The sequence below is a fragment of the Parvularcula sp. LCG005 genome (assembly GCF_032930845.1).
Classification (GTDB): Bacteria; Pseudomonadota; Alphaproteobacteria; order Caulobacterales; family Parvularculaceae; genus Parvularcula.
Genome location: NZ_CP136758.1, coordinates 2,632,223 through 2,648,772 on the forward strand (window position 1 = coordinate 2,632,223; position 16,550 = coordinate 2,648,772).

The 16,550-nt window shown below is 55.9% G+C and carries 12 protein-coding genes; 6 read left to right on the top strand and 6 right to left on the bottom strand.

The genetic code is table 11. The features are described 5' to 3' along the window. Positions 1–5 precede the first annotated feature (5 nt). On the top strand, positions 6–2,228 hold the full coding sequence (locus tag RUI03_RS12560; RefSeq protein ID WP_317287816.1) for a S8 family peptidase: 2,223 nt from the start codon (positions 6–8) through the stop codon (positions 2,226–2,228). A 271-nt stretch (positions 2,229–2,499) separates the two neighbouring features. Here RUI03_RS12560 and RUI03_RS12565 read toward each other — a convergent pair whose 3' ends face one another. The 5 genes from RUI03_RS12565 to RUI03_RS12585 form a co-directional block, all read right to left on the bottom strand. Beyond that, positions 2,500–3,417: a cation diffusion facilitator family transporter gene (locus RUI03_RS12565; protein ID WP_317287817.1), complete on the bottom strand. Its 918-nt coding sequence runs from the start codon at positions 3,415–3,417 to the stop codon at positions 2,500–2,502. Continuing rightward, the gene (locus tag RUI03_RS12570) at positions 3,407–6,535 is read right to left on the bottom strand and encodes an efflux RND transporter permease subunit (RefSeq protein WP_410795949.1); all 3,129 of its coding nucleotides are present in this window, start codon (positions 6,533–6,535) and stop codon (positions 3,407–3,409) included. The genes RUI03_RS12565 and RUI03_RS12570 overlap by 11 nt, the downstream gene beginning before the upstream one ends. A gap of 9 nt (positions 6,536–6,544) precedes the next feature. Next, positions 6,545–7,795 carry an efflux RND transporter periplasmic adaptor subunit gene (locus RUI03_RS12575; RefSeq protein WP_317287819.1) on the bottom strand — a complete coding sequence of 417 codons (1,251 nt, stop codon included), beginning with the start codon at positions 7,793–7,795 and terminating at the stop codon, positions 6,545–6,547. Further along, on the bottom strand, positions 7,785–9,080 hold the full coding sequence (locus RUI03_RS12580; RefSeq protein ID WP_317287820.1) for a TolC family protein: 1,296 nt from the start codon (positions 9,078–9,080) through the stop codon (positions 7,785–7,787). Before RUI03_RS12580 ends, RUI03_RS12575 begins: the two co-directional genes overlap by 11 nt. 63 nt (positions 9,081–9,143) lie before the next feature. Next, positions 9,144–9,491, bottom strand: coding sequence for a DUF2946 family protein (locus tag RUI03_RS12585; protein WP_317287821.1), 348 nt, complete (start codon positions 9,489–9,491; stop codon positions 9,144–9,146). 625 nt (positions 9,492–10,116) lie between these two features. Here RUI03_RS12585 and RUI03_RS12590 point away from each other — a divergent pair. The 4 genes from RUI03_RS12590 (at position 10,117) to RUI03_RS12605 (ending at position 14,483) form a co-directional block, all read left to right on the top strand. Next, positions 10,117–10,746, top strand: a complete 630-nt coding sequence (locus RUI03_RS12590; protein ID WP_317287822.1) for a hypothetical protein — start codon at positions 10,117–10,119, stop codon at positions 10,744–10,746. Between the two features lie 2 nt (positions 10,747–10,748). Continuing rightward, positions 10,749–12,128, top strand: coding sequence for a hypothetical protein (locus RUI03_RS12595; protein WP_317287823.1), 1,380 nt, complete (start codon positions 10,749–10,751; stop codon positions 12,126–12,128). Then, positions 12,125–13,702 (top strand): type IV secretory system conjugative DNA transfer family protein, encoded by a 1,578-nt coding sequence (locus RUI03_RS12600; RefSeq protein ID WP_317287824.1) that lies wholly within the window; start codon positions 12,125–12,127, stop codon positions 13,700–13,702. Before RUI03_RS12595 ends, RUI03_RS12600 begins: the two co-directional genes overlap by 4 nt. Positions 13,703–14,225: 523 nt before the next feature. After that, entirely contained in the window at positions 14,226–14,483 is a 258-nt protein-coding gene (locus RUI03_RS12605; RefSeq protein ID WP_317287825.1) for a hypothetical protein, read from the top strand. A gap of 85 nt (positions 14,484–14,568) precedes the next feature. Here the strand turns inward: RUI03_RS12605 and RUI03_RS14770 are convergent, their stop codons facing one another. Next, on the bottom strand, positions 14,569–15,267 hold the full coding sequence (locus RUI03_RS14770) for a 2OG-Fe dioxygenase family protein (protein ID WP_410795875.1): 699 nt from the start codon (positions 15,265–15,267) through the stop codon (positions 14,569–14,571). Between the two features lie 314 nt (positions 15,268–15,581). On the opposite strand from RUI03_RS14770, the gene RUI03_RS12610 reads away from it, so the two are divergent. Next, entirely contained in the window at positions 15,582–16,547 is a 966-nt protein-coding gene (locus tag RUI03_RS12610; RefSeq protein ID WP_317287826.1) for a hypothetical protein, read from the top strand. The last annotated feature ends 3 nt before the right edge of the window (positions 16,548–16,550 follow it).

The window sequence follows — 16,550 nt, forward strand, 5'->3', positions numbered from 1 at the left end:
AAAAAATGGCAAAACAGAATTTCTTACTAGGTCGTGGAGAACGCCTAACCGCGGATGTGGTGATAAAATCGGGAGGTGGCCCTAAGAAGCCGCCGTATACATTTGCCGAAGCCAAGAGTCGGCTTACACCCATGCTCGGTAGCGCGGTGGAGTACATTGATACTCTGCCAAATGATGCCTTCCCCCAAGACCAAGCTATTCTGTCACTTACTCTGAATCCTGAATATATTGCGAAATCATACTTCCCTGCTGATTTGCTGAAAGACGTTGGCATTGAGGTTGTGGGGAGTCGTCCGAGAAAGATAACCCCACAGAAGCGTTCGGGAGATAGGGTACCACAAGAGACGTTTACAACAGAACTATTCGCACAAGGAACACGGAGCGCTCTACGGTCGTGGCATAAAAGCCTCCCGCTTTGGCAAGCAACAAGGCGCTCGGCAGGGGAGCTGGTTTCTGTTGAGGAAATTTCAGCGCCCCAGCCCGAGGTTAAAATTAAAGGCAGCTTACCATCAGATGGAATTCTGCCGCTTGAAGTGGTTTTGCACGGAAGTGAGCTTGAGGGAGAGCTCAACATCTTGGACGCTTTTGGGAATTTTCTAGAGGCACGCAGGCTTTCTCGCGATTTTGGCCGAAAATTTTACGCTCAGGGACTGTGCTTTCTTGAGCTCGACGCGCCTGCAGAATTCGCATCGGAAATAGCGAAATTTTCTTGCGTCCGGGCCCTTCGGAAAATGCCTGAGCTGCGGGTGCTGCGCCCCACCATCCGCTCTCCCGGGCTACCGACTGCTGCGGTAGAGCTGCCTACTGAATCGCCAGTATCTCTGGACACGAAAGTCGCAATTTTTGACGGGGGCGTTCCTGAAAATCATCCAATTACCGCGTGGGTAACTCCATATGAACTCGACGGCATGGAGCCGGCAAGCGATGAACTCTTAGAACACGGCGTTGCGGTTACTTCTGCGGCTTTGTTTGGGCACATCAATCCTAAAACGCCGCTGTCAACCCCGTTTGCCTCGATCGACCATTATCGAGTGCTAGATGACGCCCCCAATCAGAATCCTCACGAGCTATATGAGGTGCTCGAACGAATAGAAGGGGTTCTTGGAACGGAGCAATACGATTTCATCAATCTTAGCATCGGACCTTGTCTACCAATTGAGGATGATGATGTTCACGCATGGACTGCCGTGCTTGATGACCGGCTCTCACGAAGCTCCACACTAGCTGCGATTGCTGTTGGCAATTCTGGCGAAAGCGATGCTGAAACAGGATTGAATCGCGTACAAGTTCCTTCCGATTGCGTTAATGCCATTGCTGTTGGAGCATGCGATTCACCGGGCACGAAATGGCAGCGTGCCCCCTACAGTTCGGTTGGTCCTGGTCGGAGCCCTGGCCTAATAAAGCCTGATCTGGTTGGATTCGGGGGTGCGGTTCAGAGACCTTTCCTAGTTCTGAGCCCGGATTTAGATACAAAACTACTTCCAATTGGCGGGACATCGTTTGCAACACCAAGCATCATTCGGATGGCAAGCGGAGTCAGGGCTCATTTCGGTGAGAACCTGAACCATTTGGCTATCCGCGCCTTGCTGGTTCATACCGCCGAGGAAAGCGAGCATAGCTTCAACGAAGTTGGGTGGGGCCGAGCGGCGCAGGATTTAAACGATATTGTTCTTTGTGGAGACGATGAAGTTCGGATTGTGTATCAGGGCGAAATATCCCCTGCGAAATACATCCGCGCCGCGATTCCTGTCCCGCAGGACGAAATGCAGGGAATGGTGAGTTTAAAAGCCACATTGTGTTACAAGTCTCAAACTGACCCCCATCATCCGGGAAATTATACTAGGGCCGGGCTAGAAATTTCGTTCCGTCCTAGGGATGATCGATTTTCCCGAGAAACTCAGCTCCACCCGGATACAAAACCGTTCTTCGGCTCCGCCGTAATGGGGGCCACTGAGGACGAGCTTCGCCGAGACGCTTGGAAATGGGAGAATTGCTTACACTCGAGGAAGCGGATGCAGGGTCGATCGTTGCGAAATCCTGTGTTCGACATTCACTACAACTCTCGACTTGAAGGTAGAAACTTCGCTGCGGCGCCGAAGCTACCGTACGCTCTCGTTGTTAGCGTGCGAGCAAAAGCGGTAGCAAATTTGTACGATCAAATCGTTCGAAAATATTCGACTCAGCTGGAACCGCTTCGTCCGATCCTCGACGTTCCAGTTCGCACCTAGGGCACGCTACTGCGCATCCAACCCACGCAGGGTTGGCCCAGGTTTCCAAAGAGCACGGTCAGACTCGTTTGTCGTAATCCAGCGCGCGAAAGCGTTGGTCATGGAGGTATCGGGGGCAGCAGGAACGCTCTCCTGATTGGCGGGCGCCCTCGGCCCATTACCCTGACGAGTGCTCCATCGACGATACGATGACATGACGGATGAAGGCGTGGGTGCCTGTCAGCCGCCACAGCCGGGGGGATGCAACGGGGGCGCGCCTGCGGGCAACGCCCTAATCGCCTGTCTTTTCGCCTCTGGTCCCACGCCGTTTCAACTCATTCGAACTGATCATCTCCACGGTCACATGCTCGATACCGTGTTCGTCGTGCAGCCATTTCTTGATGGCGGCTTTGGCCTCAGCTTCGTCCGCTCCCGGCTCAATCGCAGCTTCCAAGGTCGCCATGGGCCTTTCCTGTGTGATCGACCACGCATGAATGTGCGCAACTCCCGCCACGCCGGGAACTTGATAGCGTAGGGCTTGTGCAACTTCGCGCGAATCAAAATCACGTGGACTTCCTTCTAGCAGGATATGGCCGCTTTCTTTGACCACTTTGTACGCAGACCGCAGAATGAGAAGCGCGACGAGGACGGACAATATCGGATCGATCGGCATCCAGCCTGTGAAGATGATGATCAGCGAGGCGGCAATCGCGGCGACCGACCCCAAGAGGTCGCCCATGACGTGAAGCGCCGCGGCGCGCACATTGAGGTTATCGGATTCGTCACGGGTCAATATCCAGAAGGCGAGCAGATTGACGACGAGCCCTCCCAAGGCCACGCCCAACATCAGATCACCGGTCACATCGCTCGGGTTCATCAGGCGGCGCGCGGCTTCGATGACGATCCAAGCTGCGATAGCAAACAGTGTAATACCGTTCACAAAAGCAGCCAGCACGGAAAAGCGATCAAAGCCGTATGTACGTTTCCAATCGGCAGGTCTGCGGGCCAGCCGGAAGGCAAACCACGCGAGTAGGAGCGACCCGAAATCCGTCAGCATATGCCCCGCATCTGCCAAGAGCGCGAGCGAGCCGGAAACAATCCCGCCCACCACTTCGGCCATCATGAAGCCACCGGTCAGGACCGCAGCAATGCCCACGGCCCTTTCGTTACCGGTGTGACTGTGACTATGGCTATCGTGATCATGCGCCATGAGCGCCTCCTGTCTCTGGGCTGAGCGTGCGTTGCTCAGGTGAAGGACTGGCTTCATCCGCCTTCGGTGCAAACCAACGGTGGAAGGCGGGAAGCACCAGCAAGGTCAGTATTGTCGAGGTCACGAGCCCGCCCATGACCACAGTCGCCAACGGTCTTTGCACCTCAGCCCCAACGCCGGTGGCGAATAACAAGGGCGCAAGGCCGAGCGCCGTTGTAAGCGCCGTCATCAGCACAGGCCGTGCCCGCATCGCTGCAGCGTCGAGCGCGAGAGTATCCGGCGTACGTCCTGCCCGCGCGAACTCATCCATATAGCTGACGAGCACCATCCCGTTGCCGAGTGCAATGCCGAACAAGGCGATGAAGCCGACCGTTGCAGGCACCGACACAGGCAGGCCGGTCAGCCATAGCGCCATCGCTCCGCCCGTCAGCGCAAACGGGATGTTGACGAGGATGAGAAGCGCTGACTGGAGCCTCCCGAACGCCAGCAGTAGGACGAAGAGCACGATGCCCAGCGTGATCGGAATGACCACAGCAAAGCGCTTGTTGGCCTGCTCCTGCAATTCGAACTGGCCTCCCCAGGCGATTCGGTATCCGGGAGGCAAGTCCAGTTGCTCCCGCACGAGCCCCTGAGCCTCGGAAACGAAGGATCCGATATCGCGTCCACGGACATTCGCCTGTACCGTGATGAACCGCTCGCCATCTTCCCGGGTTATTTGACGGGGCCCGACGACACGCTCGATCTCGGCGACGGCTTCGAGTGGAACTTGCGCTCCGTCAGCGCCGCGGAGTATCACGCGCCCCACATCGGCGTCGGTTTGCCGCTCGCTTTCGGGATATCGCACCACGATGGGGAATTGCCGAACGCCTTCGAAGAGAACGCCCGCTTCCGCGCCGCCGATCCCGGCCCGCATAGCGTCGAGCGCGTCTTCGACAGATAGGCCATAGCGTCCGATAGCTTCACGGTTCACACGGACGACCAGTTGCGGCGCACCCGTGATCTGGTCGGCCTGAATATCAGCAGCACCCTCAACCGCTCCGAGAAGCTGTTGAAGGGTGCCGGATTTCTGGCGCAGGACATCCATGTCGGGGCCGAAGATTTTCACGGCGAGTTCTGCTCGCGTACCGGTCAGCAGTTCGTCGACCGACATGGCGATGGGCTGACCGACATTGCCCTTGAGACCCGGTTCGTTCTCCAGAAACTCGGAGAGCGCATCGCGAAAGTCTTCCGGGCTCATCCCTTTTCGCCAATCGCTTCGCGGTTTGAGGGCGAGAAAACTTTCGGATGAATTGGTCGGGTCAGCATGAGCGCCAACCTCACCACGGCCAATCCGCGAGACGATTGTCTCGATTTCGGGAAAAGCTTCCATGAGCCGGGCCTCGGTTCGTGTCACCGTCGCCTTCGCTTCGCTCAGCGAAATCGACGGGGCCATGGTGAGCCTGAGGAGAATATCGCCTTCCTCAAGCGCGGGCGTGAACTCAGAGCCCAGGCGTGACGCCGACAGCCCACCCATCAGTAACAACGCCGCCGCAAGCGCAACAGCCAGCATGCGCCGCCGGACAAATGGCTGTGCCAACCGCCGCACCCATTGTCCGAACAAAGCCGATTTGTGCTTTTCTCGGACGTTCGGGCGCATCACTAGAGCGGAAAGCGCCGGGGCCACGAACACCGCGTAGATCAGCGAGCCGGTCATCGCCAGCGCAGCGGACGCCGCCAAGGGCCTGAAGGTTTTCCCTTCGACGCCCTGCAATGCGAAAAGCGGCAGAAAGACAATGATGACCACCAGCACCGCAGCGGCCAGGGGAACGATCACCTCGCTTGCAGCGACGGCGACGGCTTGCCGGATGGTCCGACCCTTGTCTTCCTTCAGTAGTCTGTCGACATTCTCGGCAATGACGATTGCGCCATCGACCATCATGCCGATGGCGATGGCGACGCCGCCCAACGACATGAGATTGGCGGAGATACCGAACATCTTCATGGCGATGAAAACGAAGCCAACGGAAAACGGAATGGACATTACGACGACAAGGCTCGGTCGCCACCCGCCGAGGAAGCCGAAGATCAGGAGCGCTACGAGTAGTGCGCCTTGCCAAAGCGCATTTGTGACAGTTGCCGACGCTTTGTTCACGAGTGTCGCCTGATCGTAGTATGGAACGGCCCGCACACCATCTGGAAGGCTGGCGTTTATTTCATCGAACCGCGTACGAACACCACCAATCACCTCCGATGTGTTGGCGCCGTAGAGTTTCAGCATGAGCGCCGCAACGACTTCGCCTTCTCCGTTCGACGTGGCGAGGCCCTGACGGACACCGCCACCGACAGCTACTTCAGCAATGTCACCGACACGGACGGGACGGCCATCGGACGCTTCGATGACTGTCTGTTCGAGGTCTTCGATGGTGCGGGCCAGCCCGACGCCCCGCACGGTATATTGCTCCGATCCGATCTCCAGGAACTGAGCGCCTTCAGTCTTGTTGCCGCGCTCCAACGCTTCGATGATATCGGCAATGCCAAGATCGTAACGCAGCAACGCCGATGGTTCGATCCGAACCTCATACTGCTTTTCGAACCCGCCGAGCGAGAGAACTTCCGTCAGACCGGGAACGGTCTGCAGCTGAAACTTGATGATCCAGTCTTGGATTTCGCGCAATTCGACAAGATCGCGGGTGCCAGTTTCGTCGACGAGCTTATAGTAGAGCACGATCCCGAGCCCGCTCGAAATGGGACCCATGACAGGCTCACCGAAACCTTCGGGAATGGCTTCTCGTGCTTCTGCCAGTCGTTCAGCCACCACCTGACGTGCGAAATAGACATCCGTTCCGTCGTCGAAGTAAATATTGACGACCGAGAGTCCGAAATTCGAAACGGAGCGAATGTGGTCGAGTTTCGGCAGTCCGGACATGGCCGTCTCGACCGGAAAGGTCACGTATCGCTCGACCTCTTCGGGCGCGAGACCTTCGGTCTCGGTGAACACCTGAACGAGCGACGGTGTGACGTCCGGGAAGGCATCGACGGGCAGACTGCGTAAGGCGAAAAGACCCCCGACTGTCATCGCCAGCGCCGCAACAACGGCAATCAATTTGGTCCCGGCAATGGAATGCATAAATTTTGTCATCATCGCCTCCTAATGGTTGTGACCGTCGCCAAAGGCGGACTTTTCAAGTTCAGCCTTGAGCGTGAAAGCGCCTGTTACAACGTACCGATCACCTTCACTCAGCCCACGTATGATTTCGATCTGTCCATCACTTCGCTGGCCCAGCGTTACCGCCATAGGGGCAAACCCGTTTTCTCGAGGCACGAAGACGGACGGCGAGCCCTCGACGGTCTGCACGGCATCTTCTGGAACCATCAGAACCATTCCCGTCTCGCTTGCCTGCACAATCGCTGTGAGAAACAGGCCGGGACGCAGCTCGCCTCTCGGATTGTCGAGGACCACTCGGGCCGTCGCGGTGCGAGATGCTTCATCGATCAGAGGGGAGACAAAACTGATTTCGCCAGCCGCGACTTCGTATCCGTCATCTCGGACAAAGCTGACGTTGGTGCCGCGTGCAACGTTAGACAAGTCTGCTTTGAACACAGCTAAGTCAGCCCAGACGACGCTCGTGTCTGCCACCACGAAAAGCGGTCGTCCGGCACCCTCGTCAACAGCCTCGCCTAAAGTGAGGTCGCGCCGAACGATCTCACCGTCTATGGGGGAAGTAACCGTAAACATGGACAAAGCGCCGTCTTCTGCATTCTGGAGGGTGTCGATGACATCATGACCGAGCCCCAGCGCATGGAGTTTGGTTTCGGCAGCCTCGCGCGATGTTCTGGCTCTGGCGAAGGAAGCACGTGCCGTAAGCAAGTCGGATTCCGCCGTAATATTGTCGGCAAACAGACCTTCCTCGCGGGCGAGTTCAGACCTTGCTAATTGCTCAGCCGACCGGGTCGATAAGTATTCGGCTTTCAGGTCGGCAAGCTCTCGGCTGGAAATGACGGCGAGTTCCTCACCTTCCGTTACGGTGTCGCCTTCGGATTTATCGATCCGCCGCACGATCCCGCTGATTGGTGCGGCGATATTCGCTACGCGGTCAGCGTCGTAGCGGATTTCAGCAGGCAGCCGAAGCTGCGCGCCGGGCGTGCGAAGTGCTGCTGTTCGGATTTCGATACCAAGCGCGACTGCTTCGGACGATGTAAGGGCGACAATGTCTTCGGCTTCCCCATGGTCGTCATGCTCATCTTCGCCATGACCATCGCGCGTCTGGTCATGATTTTCCTCTTCATGGGCATGCTGATCTTGGGCGGGCGCAGGTGAAACCGCGCCCTTCTCTTCCTGGCACGCCACGAGGATCATCGCCGTCATTATGAGGGTCAGGAACTTCAATTTATTCTGCATCGCGCCCTCCATTGCTGAAGGGACCGGTCCCGAGCAGGCTGGCGAGCCGTACTTGAGAAACGGCCAGGTCGCGCTTCGCTTCGATTAGCGCAGAACGCGTCTCAATGAGGCTCCGCCGTGCATCGAGCGTGTCGGTCAAGCTGAAGCGCCCGGCCTGATACCCTCTGAGAGAGGCCGAATAAGCCTCTTCGGATGATGGAAGCGCATTCGCTTGAAGGAGTTCGACCTGTCTTTGCAGAGCCTCCACCTGACGGAGGACGGACGACTGCTCACCAGCGATCCGCCTCAGAGCTGCATCGCGATCAATGTCTGCTGCCCCGGCCCGGTAGTCGGCGGCACGCGATGCGTCACGATTCCGGTCAAACAGCGGCAATGGTACACCGATCCCGGCAATGAGGGCGTCTTCGCCGGTGCCCTCAAACTGCCGTACACCGAGTGTTATACTGACGTCGGGAAAGACTTCAGCGCGCTCAGCACGGGCGGTCGCCAGTGAGGCAGCCTGCGCTGCCTCAGCTCTAGCAACAAGCGGATGCGGCGACATCGCAGCCACTTGGTCAGCGTCCTGCTCGGTACTCAATATCGGTGGTGAAAAGGTGTGTTCATCACTGCCCCACATCGCCGAAAGCGCGAAGGCCAGACGATCGACGTTGGCGCGAAAGCTTTCTGCGCGAGCTTTCATCGCCGCGGCGTCCGACGCAGCACGTGAATACTCCGGCGGGGCCGCCGCTCCCGCCTCCACCCTTCGACGGACGACCGCAGCAAGGTCTTCTGACAGCGCTGATGCATCTTCCGCTAACTCGGTGAGTGCTGCTGCCGCTGCCAGATCATAAAAGAGCGTGGCGGTCTGTAGTTCGGCTTCACGAAGAATGACGGCGCAATCCGCGCTTGCTAGCGCTGCGAGGGCGCGGGCCGCCGCTTTACGCTTTGAGCGCTGACCGCCCATTTCGAAAACTTGTTCGACGGCATAGGTGGCTTCACGCTGATCGAAGCCGCTCAACGAGCCGCTGCCGCCGAAGTTTTCGACCTCAACGAGTAGTGTGGGATTGTTCCATCGTCCGGCTTGATCCGCTTCAGCGACACGTGCCTGTGTTTCCAAAGCTGCGGCGCGCGCCTCCGGCGAAAGGGTCCGAACGCGTTCAAGCGCGGCATTGAGTGTTAGCGGTTCCCCAGTTTCAATCTTGGGGGATGGTGAAAAGCTGTACCCCCCGCACGGACCCGTGCTTGCGATGGCAGGGCCGGTAAGGGCTAATAGGACGCATAGCGCCCCGGATGTGGCAAATTTCATGCAAATATTCCTCGTGCTGATTTCGTTTCCGGCGCGCCAAGGCGCACCGCTCAAGAAAACGGATCAGCTACGAGGAGGCCGGAAGGGGCCTTCAGGCTTAGGAAGGCCAGGGCCTAAATCGCTCATGAACGGAGCGAGAGCGGCGGCATAAATCGACGTGTCGCCCCCGTTCAAATTCGGGCTCAAAACGTGAAAGTGACAGCCGCCGCAATGATGGGCATGATGCTGCTTGTGCTCGGATTTGTCCTCGCCCGGCGCCTCAGAACTTGCATGCTCGGCAGTGCTCTCGCATGTGGCCTCTTTACCAAGGTCAACATGCAATTCCGCTGCTGCAGGCGCGATTACGACCGTGATCGCGATAACAACCATGGCCCAGAAACGCAGCAATTTTGGCGGCGACAAGACACTCATGACATTCTTATATCAAAACAGGCTGCCGAAATCACTAACGATCGCAAGAAATTTAGAAGTCGTCTCGATGCGAAGGACTTCACTTGGATTTCCACTAGCGCGGTCCGCCCGCAACAACCCTGCGGGCAACCAACCCGCGCAGGATTGGCCATGTTTCCAAAGAGCACGGGTAGACTCTTTGGTGGTGATCCAACGCGCGAAAACGTTGGTCATGGGGGTATCGGGGGCAGCAGGAACGCTCCCCTGATTGGCGGGTGTCGGGGGCCATTACCCTGACGAGCGATCCATCGACGATACGATGGCATGGCGGATGAAGGCTCAATGCCTGACAGCCGCCACAGCCGGGGGGATGCAACGGGGGCGCGCCAGCGGGCCCCCTTGCCAAGATAGCGTGGTACTACCACGCACATCTTGCGTACAACGCTAAATCCGCTGACCTCAATTGTAGGACCAACGCCTGTCGCTCAGTGCGAACAATTTCCGCATCCGAAACAACCCCGAAAAAGACTCGCGATGACATTCGTTGACTGGCGAACTCGGTAGCGCTCCCACAATTATGGGTTGCCAGCCGCGAAATTTTTCGGATTAAAATTGTTCCTGGGAATGGACAGAGGTTACGGGGGATATGTCTCAAGAAGACGTATACGGAACAGTTGTGCGCGCGAGGCGCTCGGCTTCACCAACAATGACACAACATCATCAGCTTGCCGACCATCGCTCAGGTGGTACGCCAAAAATCATTCAGGTGATGGACGCAGTGATGAAGCGTGTCAGCACTTACGGCGGCACGCTGGCACTTATCTACCTGTTCGTGGGAGAATTCGTGCTGCCGGAGCCGTTGAAGGCCTCCACGGTTGTGGCAGAAAAAGTGGGGATGACCACTGTAAAAAGAGAGTTGGTGGCTGCGCCAGGTCTTGCTGATGTGAGGCGCATTCAAGCCGAGGGGGAGCGCGATGCTATCATCACGCAGGCGCACGGCAAAAGCGATGCCGCCGCCATTGAAGCTGAAGGCCAGGCACAGGCCAGACTGACCATTGCGCCTGCTGAAACTGAATTCATCCGCCAGACCGAGACGCAGCGTGCGCGGATTGCCGCTGCTCAGGCCTGCGAAGTGCAGCGAACCCAAATTGTTCAGGATGTACAGGCCAGCTGCATGGCTCAAACAGGCCGTTGGTCCGAGTGCTCTGTGCGGGCGAAGATGGCGGCATCTGCTCCCTGTGAAGAGTTCGCCGATATTCAAAATTCCGGAGGCTGATCATGAAAACCCGTGCTTTGGCAGCCTGCCTGTTGGCTGGCGGCTGCGCTGCGTCTGCGACTGGTCCAAAATTCCACGTCGTTGAACCTGAATACGTCGCGCCGCGTGCCGGCGAAGTCGTGGCCCAGGTCTCGCCCGATCAGATCGTTGTGTACCGAACGAAGGTCACGGACCGCACGCCGGTGCGATGTGATGACCTGAAAGCAGAGATAGACCGCGTTGATGCGCATATCCGCCAGCTCCAGACCAACTGGCGAGGTGCTTATGGTCTAGCTGGTCAGGTTCGTGGCTTTGAAATGATCACGGGCACGCCCCAGCAACAGGTTGCCAATCTGCAGCCCTATCGGAACGAACTGACACGAAGCTATAAGGCCTGCACCCAGCAGAAACGTGCCTATGAAGTCAACCCGGTGATCCTGGCAAGCACTGATCCCGGGCTGCCACCCCAGGCGGCGGAGCATCTGGCTGGCGGCAAGTTCATCAACAACGTGGTGACGTTCCCGACGGCTGATTTTGCCGAGCTGGCTCAGGGACGCTCTTGTCTGGTGCTGCACGACTATACCGGCAAGCCTATCCCTGTGCGTACCGATACGAGCGATCCGTATCGTTTCGCAAATCCGTATGCGAACACTTACCTGACCGCAGCGCAGGCTGTCGCTCGCGATGAGGATATCGCATCCAGACTTTACAATGTCGAAAAGCGGATTGGTGACCTGCGCTACAGCCTGCAGTTCAACAAGGCCAACATGGGCGGCTCCTGCAAAATGCCTGAGCAGAGAGCCATTCCTCCGAGGCCTAAGAATGTGATGAGTGCGGAGGAAGTCGAGTATCAGGCGACGGCTGCCTGCGTGGACCAGATTTACACGCGCTTCAGCCAATCAGAAGGCTCCGAAGTTTTCACCCGTCGTGGCCGCTACGAAGAAATCGAAATGTGGGATCGCTGGCACAAGAATGGGGATTACAAGAAAGCCTGCGGTCTCAATCAGATTACAGACGAAGAAGCCTTCGAGGCTGGCGCAAGGGCCAAGCTGCAGAGTCTGGTGATCGGCAGGGTTGCGTTCGTCCGGGAGGTCGATGAACTCTACGGAAAATGCCTTTCACGAGCGACGAACGCCTGCAATGCGAAGCAAAGCGAATGGGAGCGGGAACGCGATGCCATTATTGCTGAGCCCCGCAGAGCCTATTCGGACTGCACACAAATGCAGGCAGAGCTGAAAGAGCTGACCGAGAAGCTACCCATCTTCCAATCCGCCGCCGAAGCGACGCAGGAGAACAGGCAGCGCTCGCTCAATGCTCTATACTCACAGGGCGATGGTTATGCAGATGCAGCGGCCCTGCGGTGCGGTGCGAGTGAGAACATCATGGCCAATGCTACGCCATGAGTTTTCCGCTGCTGCCGCGTGTCGATCCTGACGATCCGAGTGATGGCCAGGAGGCTCTTGCCACGGCGGGGTTTCTGGCCTCGTCCGTGGCGCAGAAAGCATTCGGCTTCCCAAATCTGGATGATGCCCGCGACCGCATCATTTTGGGCAGGAGCGGCAACCGCATTATCGGTTATACCGATGATCGCCATTTGGTGACGTTGGCGGGTTCTCGCTCCGGCAAAGGTGTCTCGCAGATTATCCCCAACCTGCTGCATTACGGCGGATCGGCTGTCGTCATTGATCCCAAAGGTGAAAATGCCAGCATCACGGCGCGCTTTCGCGCGGAAGTTTTAGGGCAAAAAGTCGTCGTCCTCGATCCCTTCCGGGTAGCGCAGGTGCCTGAAGAGCTTCGCGGAAGGCTGAACTTCTTTGGCTATATTGATCCCGACGATCCTGAGGTTGTTGATGATGCCAGCGGGCTGGCCGAAGCCTTTATGGTCAACACGGATGAGCGCGATGCCCATTGGCACGAAACGGCCCGGGCGTACCTGAAAGCACTTATCTTGTGGATCGCCTCCAGCGCGCCTGATCAATACCGCACGCCTTACCACCTGCAGGATCTGGCATTCAGGGGCCTAGCTGAGAGCGAAGGCCAACAGCCGTCTCTGGACCTGCTGCTTGATTATATGGCGGCGGAAGAAGGCTTTGGCGGTGCAGTCTCCTCGATTGCGGCCATGATGATTGATATGGGAGAGCGTGAGAGAGGCTCGGTCCTTTCCACTGCGCGCCGCAATGTCGAGTTCCTTCAGACAGGCCCGATGGCTGCGTGTCTTTCAGACTCCACATTCGATCTGAAAGACCTGCGTTCACCTCAAGGAATGACGATCTACCTCGTCCTCCCTGAATGGCGCTTGGCTGCTCACGCTCGCTGGCTGCGCCTGATGATAACGCTCAGCCTGCAGACCTTGCAGCGCACGCCCGCTTCAGATGAAAGCCTGCCGGTTCTGTTTCTGATGGATGAGTTTGCGACGCTGGGAAAGCTCCAGGCGATCGAGCGGGCTGCCTCTTACATCGCCGGGTTCAAGGTGAAGCTCTGGTCAATCCTGCAGGATCTGGGTCAACTCAAGGACATATATCCTAAACGCTGGGAGACCTTTATCGGCAATGCCGGGATGGTGACAGCGTTTGCCAATACGGACCTTACCACGCTCAAATATCTCTCTGAGAAGCTGGATGACACCGAAGTCTTGCGGGTGCGTGAGTCCGTCAATGTCTCTATCACGACAGGCGATACCCATGCCGGACTGGCAAAGCTTCTGGCAAGCGTTGGCGCTGACAAGTCCGGCGGTATGCCTATGTTCGGGGCAGAGTCGCACCAGACCGGCGGCGGTGCACAGCATTCCTATTCTCCTGAACTCGTCCGCAGCCGCCTGATGCTGCCCGATGAAATTGCCCGGTATTTTGGGCGGCGCAATCATCCGGAGTCGGATTACGCCCTCTGCCTACCAGCAGGCCTGCGCCCAATGCGGCTTCAAAAACTCCGCTACTTTGCCGATGAGCCTTTTCGCTCTCGCGCCACGCCCCTTGCCTAAAGAGGAGAAGCTAAGATGTCAGGGAAATACGATGACTACAAAGCGCCACTGACTGGCAAAGCCGTTCATGATTTCGCGCGCGAAAGTCGACCGCGACTTCTGGGCAAAGATGAGCCGGGGCATTTTCAGTCTGTTGCAGGCCAAAATTCAACGGTCAGTCGCTCAGCGGTTTTTACCGCTGAACAACTGAAGGGACCGAAATGGCAGTCGACCAACATCAGTGCAGCGCTCGAGAACAAACTGAAAGAGCGACCGGCTCCGGCACCCCGACCGTCTGGCCTACTGTCAGACATTGCCAACGCGGTTGATCGGGACGTGGCCGCACGAAAGCGCGCGGCTCCGCCCCCCGACGCAGAACCCCCAAAGTCGAAAAGATATCAGAAGCTTAGAGAAAATTTTGGAAATCACGCTAGGGCAATGAATAAACTCAAAGGAGATGATGAAAACGCCCGCTAACCCACAATTATCAAATCTCCGTCACTGGTCTCAGGACAAAACGTACCTGCTTAAATGCCCGGACGGCTTGACGAGAACCTTCACGCTGAGCCGTCATATGTGGGGCGTCGTCTTCTGGCTGATCGAGAACGAACAGAGCAGTACAGAGGAAATGCTGGAAATGGCGCATAGACTGGCCAGCGAGAATACGTATGGCTTTGAGTTCGAAGAGGCGCTGCGCCTCTACTTCAGCGAGATCGTCTTGAAGCTGCTCCGCGTAGCGCAGGAAGAAACGGGCGAAGATATCGATGCCATTGCCTACGATAAATATCGCCCGCTTGATTAGAAATCCATCCACACCTATAATTGACCGAAGATCAGCCGCCTGACAAACCATCAAGCAACAAAGCGGTTTTTTGCTTCAGAAGATGTTATCGTCCCACAGGCTGGTACCTAACAATCATGACGTCACGGAAAGCTAAGTCACCCGGTCTCCAGTCTCTGTCAGGCTCCATTTGAAGAGGAGTTACTTGGTGTTTAATTTTCGAGTCCACTACAAACAGAGACTCGCCAGTTCTTAAGTCTATTTCAAATAGAGGATCATTCTGTAGACTGTAAATGCGAGATAGACCGCCGGAAAGGGAGCCAAACTTATTCAAAACGATAATTGTTCCATCCACTGCATCTTGGTGAGGAATTATCGGCGATGGAAGTGCTGGCTGTTCTAACGTAGGTTGGTACCTGATGAAGCTCAATTGAATTTCGTATGCACGGGCGTATGAACTTTCAGCAAATCGGTGTTTGCTGAAGCATGAACGCAAGACATCCGTAAGGATGGGATGACATAGAAAGTCCTCGTCCATCAGAGAAAAGTATCGTGTTCGCCCTTCCTCTTCAGGGTTCTTGTCGGAGTCCAGTCGGTAACTGTTCCTCTGCAACCAGCTGAAGGTATCTCTGGCGTATACCCCCCACCTTACCCCACGCAAAAGACGATTTGCCGAATTTTTTCCGACTTTTAAATCATAAAATGCTCTTCGCTGAGCTTCCGAAAATTCGGCGTCTAGCAATTTGGGATAAAACTCCACCTCGAAGCCATCTACAGACGCTTCAAAATTCCGCAATACTTTCATATCATTTCTCCGATATTTGCAGTTAGTGCTTTTTTAACCAATACAATTTCTTCAACAGCGTATCCCGTGAGCTTCAAAACGTTTTCACTTGATCAACACTGACATCCGCAAATCCTTGCAGAATTGGCCGAACACATTTTCTGTCGTTTCGATGAAGGCACATCGGAAATACTTAGAAAAATGATCGGCGCATCGGTTCAAAAAATCCAAGGGAATGTGTTCCGACTAATAGGCTGGCTGTCCCATCATTGCGGACCGACATGCCCCGTTCACGGAAAAAATTTCCGAGAGAGGGCCGTATATCTGCGGACAGGATGTCTGAAGTGAGTTCGCGTAGAATTCCAACTTTCAGCCAAACTTACAAAGTGTTGGCTGGAGAGCTTTTGCTCGAATACCGAGAGGAATTGAGAGATAAACTGTGCCCTCCAATTTCGCGCGATCGGGTATCTTGGACGGCAGTAGTTAAAATGATCATGGCGCCCGAGGAATGCGAAGCGGGCTCCAGTGAGCAAACGCTGCTGACTCCCGATGATTTGAGAAAATGGCTGGACAACGGAGGAAACCCAGTCGGTGACCAGAAATTTTACTACATAGCGAGATTCATATCTACACTGAACGCTAGAGGCGAATTAGCGGGAATCCGGAAGCGAATTAAGGAATGCTTTATTGAGCACCAAAAATCGTTTCTTGCGCAACTGCATGGTTCGGCACAATTTTTGGTAAAAGCGAAAAAAGAGGTGGTGAGCTTAGAAGGTAAAATTTTTTGCTCGCATCGGGCTGGCGATCAAATATTGCACTTGCTGAGGTTTGGAACATGCGTAGACGGAGTTTTCGATATCAAGCTAGCGCATTTCACGAATTTGAATGCATATCGACTTGAGGACCACCCAGTCATAAAGCTATTCGGTAATCGCTCTGACTACGACGAGATTTTGCACCAATTCAAACGTTCTGACGACATACTTTTTACAGAAGGGTATGGATTGTTGTGCTCTGAGCACATTGATGGTCGAAATGATCAAGCGTTTTTGAACCTGCACTGTAAGAAGACGGTACCTCGAGCGGATATCTCTGAGAATGGCGGCTTACAGAGGTCGGCTCAATTGTGCGCCCGAGATGGCGAAGTATATATTCGCAATATGACGCCCATTGTGTTCGATTTTGGCACACAAAAATTTGAAGAAAATCTTTCTGATTTCTGCCATTCTTTCTTTTTGATTGATGATTACTTTAGCGCCAGTTTCGATTGCGCTTACCCAATATTTGACTGGGGGCGATAGAAT